Origin of the sequence: Citrobacter sp. U14242, from assembly GCF_046555775.1 — a bacterium.
In the GTDB taxonomy this organism is placed as follows: Bacteria; Pseudomonadota; Gammaproteobacteria; order Enterobacterales; family Enterobacteriaceae; genus Citrobacter.
Map to the genome: position 1 here is coordinate 193,987 of NZ_JBKGLW010000008.1, position 16,665 is coordinate 210,651.

The 16,665-nt window shown below is 55.2% G+C and carries 14 protein-coding genes; 4 read left to right on the top strand and 10 right to left on the bottom strand.

Going from position 1 to position 16,665, the window contains the following annotated elements; all coding sequences use genetic code 11:
* Positions 1-46: 46 nt before the first annotated feature.
* A complete protein-coding gene (gene yvcK, locus ACLJXE_RS15035) occupies positions 47-955 on the top strand; it encodes a uridine diphosphate-N-acetylglucosamine-binding protein YvcK (RefSeq protein WP_286628296.1) in 909 nt (302 codons plus the stop codon).
* Positions 956-1,070: 115 nt separating this feature from the next.
* Here yvcK and uvrB read toward each other — a convergent pair whose 3' ends face one another.
* Entirely contained in the window at positions 1,071-3,092 is a 2,022-nt protein-coding gene (gene uvrB / locus ACLJXE_RS15040; protein ID WP_286628297.1) for an excinuclease ABC subunit UvrB, read from the bottom strand.
* 768 nt (positions 3,093-3,860) lie between these two features.
* Here uvrB and ACLJXE_RS15045 point away from each other — a divergent pair.
* Complete coding sequence (locus tag ACLJXE_RS15045) at positions 3,861-4,583, top strand: ABC transporter ATP-binding protein (protein ID WP_410751294.1); 723 nt, start codon at positions 3,861-3,863, stop codon at positions 4,581-4,583.
* Here ACLJXE_RS15045 and bioD read toward each other — a convergent pair.
* From bioD to bioB, 4 genes are read right to left on the bottom strand one after another with little or no spacing between them, the layout of a single operon-like run.
* A complete protein-coding gene (gene bioD / locus ACLJXE_RS15050; protein ID WP_410751295.1) occupies positions 4,549-5,247 on the bottom strand; it encodes a dethiobiotin synthase in 699 nt (232 codons plus the stop codon). The two genes, ACLJXE_RS15045 and bioD, sit on opposite strands and share 35 nt — an antisense overlap.
* Positions 5,240-5,995, bottom strand: coding sequence for a malonyl-ACP O-methyltransferase BioC (gene bioC / locus ACLJXE_RS15055; protein ID WP_410751296.1), 756 nt, complete (start codon positions 5,993-5,995; stop codon positions 5,240-5,242). The genes bioD and bioC overlap by 8 nt, the downstream gene beginning before the upstream one ends.
* Positions 5,979-7,136 (bottom strand): 8-amino-7-oxononanoate synthase, encoded by a 1,158-nt coding sequence (gene bioF / locus ACLJXE_RS15060; protein WP_410751297.1) that lies wholly within the window; start codon positions 7,134-7,136, stop codon positions 5,979-5,981. The genes bioC and bioF overlap by 17 nt, the downstream gene beginning before the upstream one ends.
* Positions 7,133-8,173, bottom strand: coding sequence for a biotin synthase BioB (gene bioB, locus ACLJXE_RS15065; RefSeq protein ID WP_410751298.1), 1,041 nt, complete (start codon positions 8,171-8,173; stop codon positions 7,133-7,135). Before bioB ends, bioF begins: the two co-directional genes overlap by 4 nt.
* 76 nt (positions 8,174-8,249) lie before the next feature.
* Here bioB and bioA point away from each other — a divergent pair, with 76 nt between their 5' ends.
* Together bioA and ACLJXE_RS15075 are read left to right on the top strand one after the other, a co-directional pair.
* Positions 8,250-9,539: an adenosylmethionine--8-amino-7-oxononanoate transaminase gene (gene bioA / locus ACLJXE_RS15070; RefSeq protein ID WP_410751299.1), complete on the top strand. Its 1,290-nt coding sequence runs from the start codon at positions 8,250-8,252 to the stop codon at positions 9,537-9,539.
* Between the two features lie 57 nt (positions 9,540-9,596).
* The gene (locus ACLJXE_RS15075) at positions 9,597-10,073 is read left to right on the top strand and encodes a kinase inhibitor (RefSeq protein WP_410751300.1); all 477 of its coding nucleotides are present in this window, start codon (positions 9,597-9,599) and stop codon (positions 10,071-10,073) included.
* A 61-nt stretch (positions 10,074-10,134) separates the two neighbouring features.
* On the opposite strand, the gene hutH is transcribed toward ACLJXE_RS15075, so the two are convergent.
* The 5 genes from hutH to hutI form a co-directional block, all read right to left on the bottom strand.
* Positions 10,135-11,655, bottom strand: a complete 1,521-nt coding sequence (gene hutH / locus ACLJXE_RS15080) for a histidine ammonia-lyase (protein WP_410751301.1) — start codon at positions 11,653-11,655, stop codon at positions 10,135-10,137.
* A gap of 1 nt (position 11,656) precedes the next feature.
* Entirely contained in the window at positions 11,657-13,342 is a 1,686-nt protein-coding gene (hutU, locus tag ACLJXE_RS15085; RefSeq protein ID WP_410751302.1) for a urocanate hydratase, read from the bottom strand.
* Positions 13,343-13,479: 137 nt separating this feature from the next.
* Positions 13,480-14,205: a histidine utilization repressor gene (locus tag ACLJXE_RS15090; RefSeq protein WP_286628306.1), complete on the bottom strand. Its 726-nt coding sequence runs from the start codon at positions 14,203-14,205 to the stop codon at positions 13,480-13,482.
* A gap of 86 nt (positions 14,206-14,291) precedes the next feature.
* On the bottom strand, positions 14,292-15,233 hold the full coding sequence (gene hutG / locus ACLJXE_RS15095; RefSeq protein ID WP_410751303.1) for a formimidoylglutamase: 942 nt from the start codon (positions 15,231-15,233) through the stop codon (positions 14,292-14,294).
* On the bottom strand, positions 15,230-16,453 hold the full coding sequence (hutI, locus tag ACLJXE_RS15100) for an imidazolonepropionase (protein ID WP_410751304.1): 1,224 nt from the start codon (positions 16,451-16,453) through the stop codon (positions 15,230-15,232). The genes hutG and hutI overlap by 4 nt, the downstream gene beginning before the upstream one ends.
* Positions 16,454-16,665 lie beyond the last annotated feature (212 nt).

Sequence of the window (16,665 nt, forward strand, 5' to 3'; positions counted from 1 at the left end):
CTATTTACGTTATTGTAACGCCGATCAATTGATATCAGGAATAACTATGCGCACTCGTACGCTGGCAGATCTGGATCGCGTTGTCGCTCTCGGCGGAGGGCATGGATTAGGACGCGTTCTGTCGTCACTTTCCTCTTTAGGCTCACGCCTGACGGGCATCGTCACGACCACCGATAACGGTGGTTCCACAGGGCGAATTCGCCGTTCAGAAGGCGGTATTGCCTGGGGAGACATGCGGAACTGCCTCAACCAGTTAATTACCCAACCCAGCGTCGCATCGGCGATGTTTGAGTACCGTTTTGGCGGTAATGGCGAGCTTTCCGGCCATAACCTCGGAAATCTGATGTTAAAGGCGCTCGATCACCTCAGCGTGCGGCCTCTGGAAGCCATCAATTTAATTCGCAGCCTGCTAAAAGTTGATGCGCATTTAATTCCCATGTCAGAACTGCCGGTGGACCTGATGGCGCTGGACGATCAGGGACATGAAGTGTATGGCGAAGTAAATATCGACCAGCTCACTACCCTGCCACAAGAATTAATGCTCTCACCTAAAGTTCCCGCTACGCGAGAGGCAATTGAAACCATCGCAGAAGCGGATCTGATCCTGATAGGACCGGGGAGTTTTTATACCAGCCTGATGCCGCTACTGCTGCTTGACGAACTGGCGCAGGCCTTGCGTCGTACGCCGGCTCCAATGGTTTATATCGGCAATCTGGGACGTGAACTCAGCCTGCCTGCCGCCAGCCTGACGCTTGCCGATAAGCTGGCTATCATTGAGCAATATGTTGGTAAGAAGGTGATTGATGCGGTGATTGTAGGGCCAAAAGTCGATGTTTCGGCCGTGACCGACCGCATTGTGATTCAGGATGAACTGGAAGCCAGCGATATCCCCTATCGTCATGACCGTCAGTTGCTGCATAGCGCGCTGGAGAAAGCGGTGCAGGCGTTAGGTTGAACGTATTTGCCTGATGCGCTGCGCTTATCAGGCATACAAAACGCTCTGCGGCACCAAACACAGCCTGGTGCGCTTATAGGCCGGATAAGGGATTCATCCCGCATCCGGAACACGCTTACGATGCCGCGATAAACAACTCACGCAACTGATGCAACTGGTCACGGATCTGGGCGGCCTCTTCGAACTCAAGGTTCTGCGCATGCTGCATCATCTGACCTTCTAACTCGTGAATCTTCTGCTGCAGCGCTTTCGGCGTCATATCCAGCTCAACAACCTCGGATTTCGCCCCGGCACGCGACTTCCCTTTGCCTTTCGCTTTGGTCTTCGCAATATTCTGACCCAACGCCAGAATATCAACGACTTTCTTGTTCAGCCCCTGTGGCGTAATACCGTGCTCTTCGTTATACAGTTGCTGCTTCTCGCGACGACGTTCGGTCTCACCAATGGCCTTCGCCATCGATGCGGTAATTTTATCGCCGTAGAGAATCGCTTTACCGTTGATGTTACGTGCCGCTCGACCGATGGTCTGGATAAGCGATCGTTCCGAACGCAGGAACCCTTCTTTGTCCGCATCCAGAATCGCCACCAGAGAGACCTCTGGCATGTCCAGGCCTTCTCGTAACAGGTTGATACCCACCAGCACGTCAAACTCGCCCAGGCGCAAATCACGAATGATTTCCATGCGTTCCACGGTATCAATGTCGGAGTGCAAATAGCGCACCCGCTCGCCGTGTTCTTCGAGATATTCGGTGAGGTCCTCCGCCATCCGTTTCGTGAGTGTCGTCACCAGCACGCGTTCGTTAATCGCCGCGCGAGTGCGGATCTCAGACAGCAGGTCATCAACCTGCGTCGCGACCGGACGAACTTCAATTACCGGATCCAGCAGCCCGGTTGGTCGCACCACCTGATCGACCACGTCATCACCGGATTTCTCCAGCTCATAATTGCCCGGTGTCGCTGAAACATAAATGGTTTGCGGTGCCAGCGCCTCGAACTCTTCAAACTTCAGCGGACGGTTATCCAGCGCCGACGGCAGACGGAATCCATATTCAACCAGCGTCTCTTTTCGTGCCCGGTCGCCGCGGTACATCCCACCAATTTGCGGAATCGTTACGTGGGATTCATCCACCACCAACAGACCATCGGCAGGCAGGTAATCAAACAGCGTCGGCGGCGGCTCGCCCGGACCGCGTCCGGACAGATAGCGTGAATAGTTTTCAATACCCGAGCAGTAACCCAGCTCGTTCATCATTTCCAGATCGAACTGCGTACGCTGGCTTAAACGCTGTTCTTCCACCAGCTTGTTGTTCGCCAGCAGGATTTTGCGGCGGTCCGCCAGCTCAACTTTAATTTCTTCCATTGCCTGCACAATACGTTCGCGCGGCGTCACGTAGTGGGTTTTCGGGTAAATGGTGAAGCGCGAAATAGTGGATTCAACCTGCCCGGTTAGCGGGTCGAACAGCGACAAGCGCTCAACTTCTTCATCAAACAACTCGACGCGCAGTGCAATATCGTCAGATTCGGCTGGAAAGATGTCGATCACCTCACCACGCACGCGGAACGTCCCGCGCTGGAATGCCTGATCGTTACGCGTGTATTGCAGCTCAGCAAGCCGACGCAGGATCGCGCGCTGGTCGATAATCATCCCCACCGTCAGGTGCAACATCATCTTCAGATACAGATCCGGATCGCCCAGACCATAGATCGCGGAAACCGAGGCCACCACCACCACATCCCGCCGTTCAAGCAGAGCTTTGGTCGCCGACAAACGCATCTGTTCAATGTGTTCGTTTACCGACGCATCTTTCTCGATAAACGTATCAGAGCTCGGGACATAAGCTTCCGGCTGATAATAGTCGTAGTAGGAGACGAAATATTCCACTGCGTTATCCGGGAAAAACTCTTTCATCTCGCCATACAACTGGGCTGCGAGGGTCTTGTTAGGGGCCAGCACCATAGTCGGACGCTGTAAGTCCGCAATCACATTGGCGATAGTGAATGTCTTCCCCGACCCCGTCACCCCGAGCAGCGTCTGATGCGCCAGACCATCCTCCAGCCCTTCTTCCAGGCGACGAATCGCCTCAGGCTGATCGCCAGAGGGTTTAAAAGCGGAATTCAGTTTGAACGGTTTACTCATGGGCAGTTACCTGAAGCAATGGGCGGGCAGGTGTGTAATTTTACTCGCAGCAGTATATTTTGCCAGTAAAATATACTGGATGAAAAAACAGTAACGCGCCAGATTATTTCTGTTACGCCATCAGAAAGCCCGTCATAGCAGGCTAAAATTTTGGCACTGGCGAGATAAAACACCAGTAAAAATGTGTTATCCCCAAACCAATGACTTTTTTAACATTTGTCAAGACGGCAGATGAAAGTTTTATGGCAACGCATGACGCTTCTGCGACAGCCATTGCTTTTATCTAACATTCTGAATTTCAATAACTATTCTCTCGAGCCGTCTTTCGCATCAATTTAGTCGCAGGCCGCGTCTTCTCTCGCTTACATTGTGTTTTCTAACTCTAATACACAAGGTTATCCACAGGAATAGTGGATAACTGCCTCCAGCCCGTGCTGACTGCCGCCTGGCAAAAACACCGACTTGCTCTTTTCGGGTGGGATAAAAAACAATTATCGCCATTTTTTTATATTTATCAGCTAACGCAGCCCTGGACGCAGCCGAGATCTTGCTCGCATTTTCACCATTTACCTGCCTGCACCATCCCGACGCGACCAGGCACTGGCAATGTGCACAAAATCAAGTCAGGTCGTTAAAAGCCAGACATCGCTGCCGGTAGATCACGCTATCCCGCTGTTTTTCGTGTAGTTCCCTTTTCTGGCAAGAGATTTGCAATTTTCTTCTGCTCCCCGGCCTGTCGGGCGGATAACATCATGATGGAGAAAACCTATGTTGAGTCTTCGTGCGGTGAATCACTATTACGGTAACCAGCACACGCTATGGGATGTGGATCTCGACCTGCAACCCGGCAAGTGTACCGGTGTGCTGGGACTTCCGGGGATGGGGAAAACAACGCTTGCCAATTGCATCATCGGCAATTTGCCGATTGAAAGCGGTACGATGGTCTGGTATCAGGCTGGGGCACCACCGTGCGATCTGCGGCCAATGGCAATGGTCAACCGTATCGCCCTGGGTATTCGCTATGTCTCACAAGAACGGCGTATTTTTTCGCAGTTGACCGTCGAGGAAAACCTGCATATTGCGCGTAAAGCGATCGGGGAAAACGCGGCGATGACCGGCAGCGATATATACCGCCTCTTCCCACAGTTGTACAGTCTGCGTCAGACCAAAGGGGGGGTCTTATCAGAGGATGATCAGCACCAGCTCGCGCTCGCCAGCGCACTGGTTACACGCCCACGCCTGCTGATCCTCGATGAGCCTACGCGAGGCACGGGCCAGGCGTATGTTCACAAATTGGGCAATCTGATCGTGCGCCTGAGCCAGGAGTTGGGTATCGCCATTATGCTCGCAGAACAAAGCCTGCCGTTTATTCGTCGGGTCGCGGATTGCTATTGCCTGTTACATCGCGGACGCAATGTGGCCCAGGGACAACTGGCGCAGCTCAACGACCCGTTTCTTAACGACTGGATGGCACCAGAGGCAAAACGCTAAGGTCGAGATAGTGACCTGTCGTTGCGCGTTCTGGCTCGTCTTCCAGCCAGGGAATTTCCCCCAGCAGCTGGGCCGGAATCGCGCGCTTCAGCGTTGCCATATATTCAGCATGGCGTTTCCCTGGTGGAGCCACATCATTGGCAACCCACCCCGCCAGCGTCACCCCCGCCTGTTGTACCGCTTGCGCAGTCAGAATGGCATGGTTGATACAGCCAAGCTTGACGCCAACCACCAGAATCACCGGAAGTTGTTCTGTTTGTACCCAGTCAGAAAAACTCAGCGTGGGTGAAAGCGGCGTAAACCAGCCGCCAGCGCCTTCCACCAGCACCCAGTCGGCTTGCATTTGCAGTGCCTGTAAACCAGCAGACATCACTGAAGCCAGAATCGGTCGCCCTTCATCAGCGCTGATGATATGCGGTGACGTGGGTTCGGCAAAGGTATAGGGATTGATTGCCGCATAGTCCAGTGCCAGCGTGCTGTTACGTTGCAACGCCAGGGCATCGCTGTTACGCAAACCGTCCACCGTCATTTCACTGCCCGACGCAACCGGCTTATAGCCAATGGTCCGATAGCCCAGTTTCCCAGCAGCCTGCAGCAGCGCACAGCTGGCGATGGTTTTACCGACTTCGGTGTCGGTCCCGGTGACAAAATACGTTTTAGTCACGTTGAATCACTCCCAAAAAAAGATGATACGTCAGCGGGTATTTCCCCTGCTGCTGGGGCCAGGCTAACTGAAGCTGGTGCAGCTGTGAGCGAGTCAGCACGCGCTGCTCGCGTCCATCATGGAGATGCGTCGCACCGATCCCTTTGAGCGAGCGCATGGCGCTCAATGCGTCGTCAAACCACAGTGTCACCGTATGAAGCTGATACTCGACGTCCCAGCCATGCAGAGCCTTTTCAAGTTGCTCCACGGGCAAGAAACGGTTGATGTGCTCCCGGTCATCCACCGCCTGCCACGCCCGGCGTAATTCCGGCATCGAGCCGTGCGCCAGCGTACTAAATGCCACCGTGCCTCCGGGGCGCACAACCCGGCAAAGCTCGTTTAACGCCCCGCGTAAATTATCACACCACTGAACCGCCAGATTGCTCCATGCCAGGTCAAAAGTGGCGGCGTTTTGTGGGATGGCTTCAATATCCGCCAGCAGATAGTGGTGGGCGGCATTTTGCCGCTGTGCCTCTGCCAGCATTTGTTCAGAAAGATCCAGTGCGCTGACTTCGCTTCCCTGCTCACGCCAGTAGCGACTCATGCGCCCAGGGCCGCACCCCGCATCCAGTACCCGTGGGAAATCCCGTTCGCCAAGCAGCGTCAGCAAGGCATCGGCGCTTTGGCACTGTAGCCCGGCATGTTGTTCATAATGGGAAGCGGCGCGCCCAAAGGCGGCAGCAATGGCCTGTTTATTGACCTGTGCCATGCAGCACCTCCAGTAAACGGTCGATATCCTGGCATTCATGAGCCTGCGTCAGCGTCAGCCGTAATCTGGCGGTGCCGACCGGTACCGTAGGAGGCCGGATAGCTGTCACCCAACAACCTTGAGCGCGTAAAGCTTCCGCCAGTTGCAGCGCTTTATGATTATCGCCCACGATCAATGGCTGGATGGCACTGTCCGAATTTGCCAGCGTGAAATCCGGAATGTCCAGGCCGGCACGAAAACGTTGGATCAACATCGCCAGTTTTTCCCGGCGTTCATCGCCCTCACGACTGCGGATCACCGCCAGCGCAGCACGTAAGGCCTGCGCCTGCGCCGGAGGCATACTGGTGCTGTAGATCAGATGACGGGCAAACTGCAGCAGATAGTCAGCCACACTGTCAGAACACAGTATTGCCGCACCGCTGACGCCAAATCCTTTTCCGAACGTCACCACCAGCAACTCGGGCTTAACCTGCTGTTGCCAGCACGATCCGCGGCCTTCTTCACCAGTGACACCAATACCGTGCGCATCATCCACCAGCAACCAGGCCCCCTGGCGTTGCGCTGCGGCATGGATATCCGCCAGCGGCGCGCTATCGCCATCCATGCTGAACACGCCTTCGGTCACCACCAACTGTTGTCCCGGACAGGGGGCAGACAGCAGACGAGCCAGATGTTGCGGGTCGTTATGGGGAAAACGGCGTAACGCGGCGGGACTCAGGCTGGCCGCTTCCAGCAACGAAGCGTGGCTGAGGCGGTCGGCGACAATCCGGTCATCTTTGCCCATCAACGCGGTGATCACCGCCTGGTTGGCAGCAAAGCCGGAGATGAACAGCAATGCGCGTGAATAACCCAGCCATTGCGCTAACTCCTCTTCCAGCGCCTGATGCGCAATGGAATAACCGCTGACGTGACCAGAGCCGCCGCTGCCGACGCCAAACCGTTCCGCCCCCTGCTGCCACGCGCACACAATTTGCGGATGGTGACTTAGCCCAAGGTAATCATTGCTGGAAAAATTCAGATACTGACGACCGTCGGCCTGCAGCCAGCGCCCGGCTCCCTGCGTCACTGCATAACGCCGACGCAAGGCATCGGCAGAACGACGCGCCGCCAGCGCATCGTCAATTTTTTGCTGCCAGGTCATACGGTGGCCGCGTTGTAGTAGTCGTCGGTATCCGGCGTGCGCAGGGCCTGTTCCAGGCGCTGTTGCTGTTCGTTATCGCCCGCCAGCACTGCCGTTTGCTGTGGATTCAGACCCAGCTTGCGAAACAGCAGCAGGTCTTTATCTTCGTTTGGATTCGGCGTAGTCAGCAGTTTGCAGCCGTAGAAAATCGAGTTGGCCCCGGCCATAAAACACATTGCCTGGGTCTGTTCGTTCATCTGTTCGCGTCCTGCGGAAAGGCGCACGTACGAGGTCGGCATCATGATACGCGCCACCGCGATGGTGCGGATAAAATCAAACGCATCCACATCGTCGTTATCCGCCAGCGGCGTGCCTTTTACTTTCACCAGCATGTTGATGGGCACGCTTTCCGGCGGCGTGGGCAGGTTCGCCAGTTGCAACAGTAAACCGGCACGGTCAGTAACCGTTTCACCTAAGCCGACGATGCCACCTGAGCAGACTTTAATCCCCGCTTCACGCACTTTATCCAGCGTATCAAGTCGCTCCTGGTAGGAACGGGTGGTGATGATATTGCCGTAGAACTCCGGCGAGGTATCGAGGTTGTGATTGTAGTAGTCGAGACCCGCGCTGGCCAGACGTTGCGCCTGCGTTTCGTCCAGCGTACCCAGCGTCATACAGGTTTCCAGCCCCAGTTCTTTTACGCCCTGGACCATCTGCTCCAGGTAAGGCATATCGCGATCATGCGGATTCTTCCACGCCGCCCCCATGCAAAACCGCGTTGAACCGGCCTGTTTCGCCTTACGCGCAGAGTCCAGAACCTGCTCAACTTCCATCAGACGCTCGGTTTCCAGACCGGTTTTATAGCGGGAACTTTGCGGGCAGTATTTGCAATCTTCCGGACAGGCGCCGGTTTTAATCGACAGCAGTGTACTCACCTGTACCTGCCGCGGATCAAAATGCTGACGGTGCACCTGTTGCGCTTCAAACAGCAGATCCAGCAGGGGTTTTTCAAATAATTCGGTGACTTGCGACATTGTCCAGCGAGAAGTGTGGGCCATATTGATATACGTTTCATTGTGAGTTTCGTGTAGACTCGTAAACCTAAATCTTTTTAATTTGGTTTACAAGTCGATTATGACAACGGACGATATTGCTTTTGACCAACGCCATATCTGGCATCCCTACACCTCTATGACCTCCCCTTTGCCGGTTTACCCGGTGGCACGCGCCGAAGGTTGCGAACTGATTTTAGCCAGCGGTGAAAGACTGATTGATGGCATGTCATCCTGGTGGGCGGCGATCCACGGCTACAATCACCCGCAGTTGAACGCCGCGATGAAAACGCAGATTGATGCCATGTCACATGTGATGTTTGGCGGTATTACCCATGCCCCGGCCATTACGTTGTGTCGTCAGTTGGTAGACATGACACCCAAGGCGCTGGAGTGCGTTTTTCTCGCGGATTCAGGTTCGGTTGCCGTCGAAGTGGCAATGAAAATGGCGCTGCAATACTGGCAGGCAAAAGGCGAAGCGCGCCAGCGTTTCCTGACGTTTCGTAATGGCTATCACGGTGACACCTTCGGCGCCATGTCGGTCTGCGATCCCGACAACTCAATGCACAGCCTGTGGAAGGGTTATCTGCCGGAAAACCTGTTCGCCCCGGCCCCGCAGAGCCGCATGAACGGTGAGTGGGATGAACTGGATATGGTACCGTTCGCCCGCCTGATGGCCGCACATCGCCACGAGATAGCGGCGGTGATCCTCGAGCCGATTGTGCAAGGTGCAGGCGGTATGCGTATGTATCACCCCGAATGGCTGAAGCGTATTCGTAAGATGTGTGACCGTGAAGGTATCCTGTTGATTGCCGATGAAATCGCCACCGGTTTTGGTCGCACGGGTAAGCTGTTTGCCTGTGAACATGCCGGCATTACGCCGGATATACTGTGCCTCGGCAAAGCGTTAACTGGCGGCACGATGACCCTTTCCGCAACGCTCACCACGCGCCAGGTGGCGGAAACCATCAGCAACGGTGATGCTGGCTGCTTTATGCACGGCCCGACCTTTATGGGTAATCCGCTGGCCTGCGCCGTCGCCTCGGCCAGTTTGTCCCTGCTGGAATCGGGCGAGTGGCGCTCACAGGTGGCAGCTATCGAAGCGCAGCTTCATCGTGAACTGGCACCGGCGGCGGATTCCGCGTATGTCGCCGACGTGCGGGTGCTTGGCGCCATTGGCGTCATTGAAACTACGCGTCCGGTGAATATGGCCGCATTACAGAAGTTCTTTGTTGAACAAGGCGTGTGGATACGGCCATTTGGCAAACTCATCTACCTGATGCCGCCGTACATTATCCAGCCAGATCAACTGCGTCGCCTGACAAAGGCCGTGAACGATGCTGTGCGCAATGAAACATTTTTTAGTGAATAATCAGCGGTAAGTTATGAGGTTTCTGGCTACACTTTTTGGCTAACGAGAGGAGTCAGCATGAAATTAATCAGCAACGATCTGCGCGATGGGGAAAAGCTACCACATCGTCATGTCTTTAACGGCATGGGATATGACGGGGACAATATTTCCCCACATCTGGCGTGGGACGATATACCCGCCGGGACCAAAAGCTTTGTCGTGACCTGCTACGATCCTGATGCGCCAACCGGCTCCGGCTGGTGGCACTGGGTGGTGGTTAACCTGCCTGCAGATACCCGGGTTTTACCACAAGGGTATGGCTCCGGACTGGTTGCACTGCCGGATGGGGTAATTCAAACCCGAACAGATTTCGGAAAAGCGGGCTATGGCGGTGCGGCGCCACCGAAAGGCGAAACGCATCGCTATATCTTTACGGTTCACGCGCTGGATGTGGAACGGATTGATGTCGATGAGAGCGCCAGCGGAGCGATGGTCGGATTTAACGTCCATTTTCATTCGCTCGCCAGCGCGTCGATTACCGCGATGTTCAGTTAAGCTGTGCTGTGCCGGATGGCGACGCGATGCGTCTTATCCGGCCGACAAAGCAAGGCGTTATTTACAGAAACTCGGGCACCAGCTTCAGCAAGGTTCCCTGTGCCAGCAGTTCGGTCGCACACTCGATATCCGGGGCGAAAAAACGGTCCTGGGTATAGTGTGAAACCTGCTCACGCAGCGTCTGACGCGCCTGCTCCAGTAGCGGGCTTGAGGTTAATCCTTCACGTAGATCGATCCCCTGACAAGCCGCCAGCCACTCCACAGCAATCACGCCACGCGTATTCGCCGCCATCTCCCACAGTCTACGACCTGCTGCAGGTGCCATTGAGACATGATCTTCCTGATTTGCTGACGTTGGTAAACTGTCCACGCTGTGCGGGTGCGCGAGTGCTTTATTTTCGCTCGCCAGCGCAGCTGCGGTTACCTGGGCAATCATAAAGCCGGAGTTAACCCCGCCATTTTTCACCAGGAAAGGCGGCAGTTGCGACATGTGTTTATCCATCATCAGCGCAATACGCCGCTCGGATAACGCCCCGATTTCGGCAATCGCCAGCGCCAGATTATCCGCTGCCATTGCTACCGGTTCCGCATGGAAGTTGCCGCCGGAAATAACATCACCTTCTTCGGCAAACACCAGCGGGTTGTCCGACACGGCGTTGGCTTCGACCAGCAACACCTCCATCACCTGGCGCATTTGTGTCAGACACGCGCCCATCACCTGCGGCTGACAGCGCAGAGAATACGGATCCTGCACTTTTTCACAGTTATGGTGCGATTGCGAAAGCGCGCTGGAGTCGGTTAATACATGACGATAAAGAGACGCGGCATCAATCTGCCCACGTTGTCCTCGTGCCGCATGAATACGGGCATCAAACGGACGACGAGAACCCAGCACCGCTTCAGTGGTGAGCGCCCCGCACACCGTCGCAGACGCAAACAGCTCCTGCGCCTCAATCAACCCACGTAATGCAAAGGCGGTGGACGCCTGGGTGCCGTTCAACAGCGCCAGCCCTTCTTTCGCCTCCAGCGTAATCGGCTCCAGTCCGGCCTTCTTCAGCGCATCTGTCGCCGGGAGCCATTCCCCCTGCCAGCGCGCCTTCCCTTCTCCCAGCAACGTCAGCGACATATGCGCCAGCGGAGCCAGGTCGCCCGATGCCCCCACCGATCCTTTCGCCGGAATTAGCGGGTACACCCCGGCGTTGACCAGCGCAATCAGCGCGTCAATGACGCTCAGGCGAATACCGGAAAAACCACGCGCCAGGCTGTTAATTTTCAGCACCATAATCAGGCGCACCATCGCATCATCTAACGCTTCGCCTACGCCTGCTGCATGAGACAATACCAGCGAACGCTGTAAATTTTGCAGATCGTCAGTCGCGATACGTGTCTGAGCCAGCAGCCCAAACCCGGTATTAATGCCATACGCCGTGCGGCCTTCCGCGACAATGCTATTGACGCAGGCGACGCTTGCATTAATTGCGTCAATCGCACTGGCATCGAGTCTCAGTTGAACCGGCTGCTGCCAGATATCGCGCAACTGCGCAAAGCTTAGGTGGCCAGGCGTTAAGGTAATTGTGTTCATATCAGCGTTTCCCCTGCGTGGCGGCAATCATCGGCAAATTCAGCCCTTCTTCGACGGCGCATTCCACAGCAATGTCATACCCGGCATCGGCATGGCGCATGACGCCTGTCGCCGGATCGTTATGCAATACCCGGGCAATACGTGCAGCCGCTTCATCAGAACCATCACAAACAATCACCATTCCGGCGTGTTGGGAGAACCCCATCCCAACGCCACCACCGTGGTGCAGTGATACCCAGGTCGCACCGCTGGCGGTATTAAGCAGTGCATTCAGCAGCGGCCAGTCGGATACGGCGTCAGAACCGTCGCGCATCGCTTCGGTTTCGCGGTTCGGGCTGGCAACCGAGCCAGAATCCAGATGATCGCGACCAATGACGATAGGTGCAGAGACTTCACCGCTGCGCACCATCTCATTAAATGCCAGACCCAGCTTTTGTCGCCATTCCAGACCAACCCAACAGATACGTGCCGGTAAGCCCTGGAAGTTAATCCGCTCACGTGCCATGTCCAGCCAGTGGTGCAGATGCTTATCATCAGCCACGATCTCTTTCACTTTGGCATCGGTCTTATAAATATCCTGCGGATCGCCGGAAAGCGCCACCCAGCGGAAAGGGCCAATGCCACGGCAGAACAACGGACGAATATAAGCAGGCACAAACCCTGGGAAATCAAAGGCGTTTTCCACCCCCATCTCTTTGGCCATCTGGCGAATGTTATTACCGTAATCAAACGTCGGTACGCCCATTTTGCTAAACGCCAGCATCGCCTCAACATGCGTCGCCATTGAACGTTTTGCCGCCTGTACCGTACCCTGTGGATCGGACACCGCTTTCGCCTGATACTCTTCCCAGCGCCAGCCGGACGGCAGGTAACCGTGCAGCGGATCGTGGGCGCTGGTCTGGTCAGTAACCATATCCGGGCGCACGCCACGCTTCACCAGTTCCGGCACAATGTCTGCCGCGTTCGCACACAGCGCAATAGAAACGGCTTTCCCCTCGCGGGTGTATTTGTCGATACGCGCCAAAGCGTCGTCCAGTGAGGTGGCCTGCTCATCCACGTAACGGGTACGCAGACGGAAATCAATGCGGCTTTGCTGGCATTCAATATTCAGAGAACACGCGCCCGCCAGCGTTGCAGCGAGCGGCTGCGCGCCACCCATGCCCCCCAGCCCGGCAGTCAGAACCCAGCGTCCACTCAGGTTCCCCTGATAATGCTGACGTCCGGCCTCAACGAAGGTTTCATAAGTGCCCTGTACGATGCCCTGACTGCCGATGTAGATCCAGCTCCCGGCCGTCATCTGGCCATACATCGCCAGACCTTTGGCGTCCAGCTCGTTAAAGTGTTCCCAGGTCGCCCAGTGCGGCACCAGGTTGGAGTTGGCAATCAACACGCGTGGCGCATTGTCATGAGTTTTGAACACGCCGACCGGTTTCCCGGACTGAACCAGCAGGGTTTCATCAGATTCCAGTTGGGTCAGTGCCTTGACGATGGCGTCATAGCATTCCCAGTCACGCGCTGCACGGCCAATCCCACCGTACACCACCAACTCATGCGGATTTTCTGCCACATCAGGATCCAGATTGTTCATTAACATGCGCAGCGGCGCTTCGGTCAGCCAGCTTTTGGCCGTTAAGGTAGTGCCTCGTGGGGCACGAATATCCTGCTGACGATACTTGCTGTGAGACATGGTAGAGCACTCCTCGCGAACGTTCGGACAGATAAGTAACATATACTTGTCTATACAAGCTATCGCAAGGTTGAATTTAACAATTAAGATACATTTTTATTATATTGCGTCAGCAATCACGGTTTTCATCTCCTGCATCAGGACATGAAACGCCCCTGCAGACGGTAGCGGGAACCTGGGAAAAGTAAGCGGGCATGAGAGACAATAGAAGACGCCGACCAGGTCTTCCGGCGGATCAACAGGCAGGGATCGTGCTCTTTGATATGCAACAGCGCACACTCTTCCGCGCTGGCGCGTACCGCTTCGACAATATGTTCCCCTTCCGTCAAAGGGGCGATGAGTGACAGGTAAGCATGCGGCGTGGTCTGGCTGTAATCCTGCAACAGATACTCCGGCACAATCTCCGCATTCACGCAGCGATCTTCAATCTGCACCGGCAGCTCATTCTCATAGTGCACCATGACGGAGTGAAAAATAGGGGTACCTTCTTTGACGTTTAATGCCGTGGCCTGCTGCGCGTTTGCCCGGGTTCTTTCCAGCGTCAGGACCTCACATCGATGCTGATGCTGGCGCGCATTAATTTCATCCGCGATGCTGCGAATTTCGAACAGCGCGGACTGACCTTTAGGTTCGGCGACAAATGTTCCCACCCCTTGCAAACGCACCAGTAATCCTTCATCCGTTAGCTCACGCAGCGCCCGGTTGATCGTCATACGGCTAAAACCATACTGCGCCACCAGTTCCGCCTCCGATGGGATACGATCGTGAGGTTGCCAGATACCGCTGGAAATCTTCTCACTGATCTCCATTTTGACCTTTTCGTAAAAAGGAGCCGGAGCAGTTTGGGGGCGGGTTCGGTGCATTCGTTAGCCTTCCTTAAGCTGAGAATTTTAATAAGTGCAGTTTACAGGTATAACCTGGACCTGATAAGCGCATACCCTCAGGCATATCAGTGCCACCAGTGTGCAATTTGCCAACCTAATCGCGCCGCAACGCGCGCCGCCCTGCCATCATCATCAAAACGCGGGTTAAACTCAACCATATCCACCGCCTGTAATTTACCGCTGCGACAAAGGGGTTCAATGAGCCCCAACAACGCCGCCAGCGGAACACCCAACGCGGCAGGCGCGGATACGGCCGGCATTTCCCACACCGGTAACACGTCAAGATCGATAGTCAGATAGATGACATCCATGTTTGCAACAAATTGCGCCAGCTGCGCCTGCGCCGTATGACAGTGCAGATCTTCCACCACAGTAACCCCCAGCCGCTGCGCCTCATCCCACAGCGCCTGGGTATTCGCTGCCCGACTGACGCCCACGCAGGCGTAATGAAATTCACGCTGCTGTTGCTCACAGAGGTGCGCCAGTTGACGAAACGGCGTACCGGATGTGGGTTGTTCGGCGTAGCGTAGATCCAGGTGCGCATCGAGATTAACAATTCCCACTTTGGCCTGCGGGAATGCATCCAACACCCCTGCACCATGAGCAAATGCCGTTTCGTGTCCCCCGCCCAACACGAAGGTACGCATATCCGCCCGCAGACAACGCTGCACCGCTATGCGCAGCGCCTGCTGAGCACCTTCAAGGTCGGGAGCCTGGGCCACAATGTTTCCCAAATCCACCAACCGTTGATGGCCCGCGTGACTGGCTAAATTGGCCAGAGCTTTACGCAGCGCATCGGGCGCACCAGCCGCCCCCATACGCCCCTGATTGCGCTTTACACCTTCATCACAGGCAAATCCGAGCAACGCAATCTGCTCTCGGTACATTTCCGGTGTAAATGCCGGGCTAAGCGAAATGGTCTGAAACAGACGCAGCGCATTCGGCGACTCGGCGCGATCATCACGCCCCTGCCAGAGCGCAGGAGAAGCGGGTTGCCAGTGAGTCATGATGGTTGCCCTCTGAATACGCGTTGATAGATTGGGTTGCGACCAGGTTCATAGAGAATTTCGACCGGTAATTGTGCGTCCCACACCACAAAGTCGGCCACAAACCCGGCTTTCAGTTGTCCATGAGTGGCGTGACGACCCAGCGCGCGGGCAGCATGACGCGTGACCCCTGCCCATGCCTCTTCCGGCGTTAAGCCAAACTGTACACAGGCCATATTCATCGCCCAGTGCAGGCTAATAAACGGGCTGGTGCCTGGGTTGTAGTCAGTCGCCACCGCCATCGGAACCTGATACTGACGTAATAACTCAACTGGCGGACGCTGCTTCTCTTTGAGGAAATAAAAAGCGCCGGGCAATAACACACCAACCGTACCGTTTTGGCTCATCGCCGCTACGCCCGCTTCATCCAGATATTCAATGTGATCGGCTGATAATCCGTGGTAGCGGCTAACCAGTTGCGCCCCGCCCAGTAATGACAGTTGTTCGACATGACCTTTAACCGGGATACCCAACGCCTGCGCGGCCTGAAATACGCGTTCGCTCTGCGCCAGCGTAAAGCCCACGGTTTCACAGAACAGGTCAACGGTTTCGAACAATCCCTGTTCCCACAACTGCGGCAAAATCGTTTCGCAAACCAGCGTAATGTAGCTATCGGGATCATCGCGATACTGGGCCGGTGTGGCATGTGCAGCTAACAGCGTTGGGCTTATTTCGACGGTGTTTTCTGCCGCCAGCGCAGCCACGACGCGTAAAATTTTCTCTTCTGTCGTCAAATCCAGGCCGTAGCCCGATTTGATTTCCAGCAACGTAACGCCTTCTTTGATCAACCGTTCCATTCGCCCCTGCGCCAGCTGTAAGAGCTGCTCATCGGAGGCGCTGCGCGTCGCCGTAACGGTGGCATTGATCCCTCCCCCCTGAGCACTGATCTGTTGGTATGAAACGCCGTTTAGCCGCTGTTCCCATTCACCTGCCCGATTACCACCAAACACCAGGTGCGTATGGCAATCAATCAGACCCGGCGTAATCAACCGTCCTTGCATATCAAGGGTATTATCGTGTGTAAGGTATAACGACGACTCAGGCACAATGGCCCGAATCTTACCCTGACGGACGATCAACGCATGGTCATCCACCAGCCCATACGAAGTATCACGTTCAGGATCCATGGTCGCCAGGCGGACATTACGCCAGATAACATCATCAGGGAAAAATTGCTGCATTCGACTCACCACTTGTCATAGGTTGTATAGACATTTATTTTGCATCCTGTGGATGTTGTCAACCTGAAGGACCGAAATTGTTATCTAATTGTGATATAAGGACTCTCTACACCCGACATTGCTGCTATAAAAAACAACTTTTTACCTTTTCGCCTTCCCGTTTCGCTCAACTTAGTATAAAAAAGCAGGCTTCAATGGATAACTTTCAAAGC

What these genes read in the sequence shown, in the direction of transcription:
- yvcK (WP_286628296.1), top strand. Translation starts at nt 47, where the DNA reads ATGCGCACTCGTACGCTGGCAGATCTGGATCGCGTTGTCGCTCTCGGC.
- uvrB (WP_286628297.1), bottom strand. Translation starts at nt 3,092, where the DNA reads ATGAGTAAACCGTTCAAACTGAATTCCGCTTTTAAACCCTCTGGCGAT.
- ACLJXE_RS15045 (WP_410751294.1), top strand. Translation starts at nt 3,861, where the DNA reads ATGTTGAGTCTTCGTGCGGTGAATCACTATTACGGTAACCAGCACACG.
- bioC (WP_410751296.1), bottom strand. Translation starts at nt 5,995, where the DNA reads ATGGCACAGGTCAATAAACAGGCCATTGCTGCCGCCTTTGGGCGCGCC.
- bioF (WP_410751297.1), bottom strand. Translation starts at nt 7,136, where the DNA reads ATGACCTGGCAGCAAAAAATTGACGATGCGCTGGCGGCGCGTCGTTCT.
- bioB (WP_410751298.1), bottom strand. Translation starts at nt 8,173, where the DNA reads ATGGCCCACACTTCTCGCTGGACAATGTCGCAAGTCACCGAATTATTT.
- bioA (WP_410751299.1), top strand. Translation starts at nt 8,250, where the DNA reads ATGACAACGGACGATATTGCTTTTGACCAACGCCATATCTGGCATCCC.
- ACLJXE_RS15075 (WP_410751300.1), top strand. Translation starts at nt 9,597, where the DNA reads ATGAAATTAATCAGCAACGATCTGCGCGATGGGGAAAAGCTACCACAT.
- hutH (WP_410751301.1), bottom strand. Translation starts at nt 11,655, where the DNA reads ATGAACACAATTACCTTAACGCCTGGCCACCTAAGCTTTGCGCAGTTG.
- hutU (WP_410751302.1), bottom strand. Translation starts at nt 13,342, where the DNA reads ATGTCTCACAGCAAGTATCGTCAGCAGGATATTCGTGCCCCACGAGGC.
- ACLJXE_RS15090 (WP_286628306.1), bottom strand. Translation starts at nt 14,205, where the DNA reads ATGCACCGAACCCGCCCCCAAACTGCTCCGGCTCCTTTTTACGAAAAG.
- hutG (WP_410751303.1), bottom strand. Translation starts at nt 15,233, where the DNA reads ATGACTCACTGGCAACCCGCTTCTCCTGCGCTCTGGCAGGGGCGTGAT.
- hutI (WP_410751304.1), bottom strand. Translation starts at nt 16,453, where the DNA reads ATGCAGCAATTTTTCCCTGATGATGTTATCTGGCGTAATGTCCGCCTG.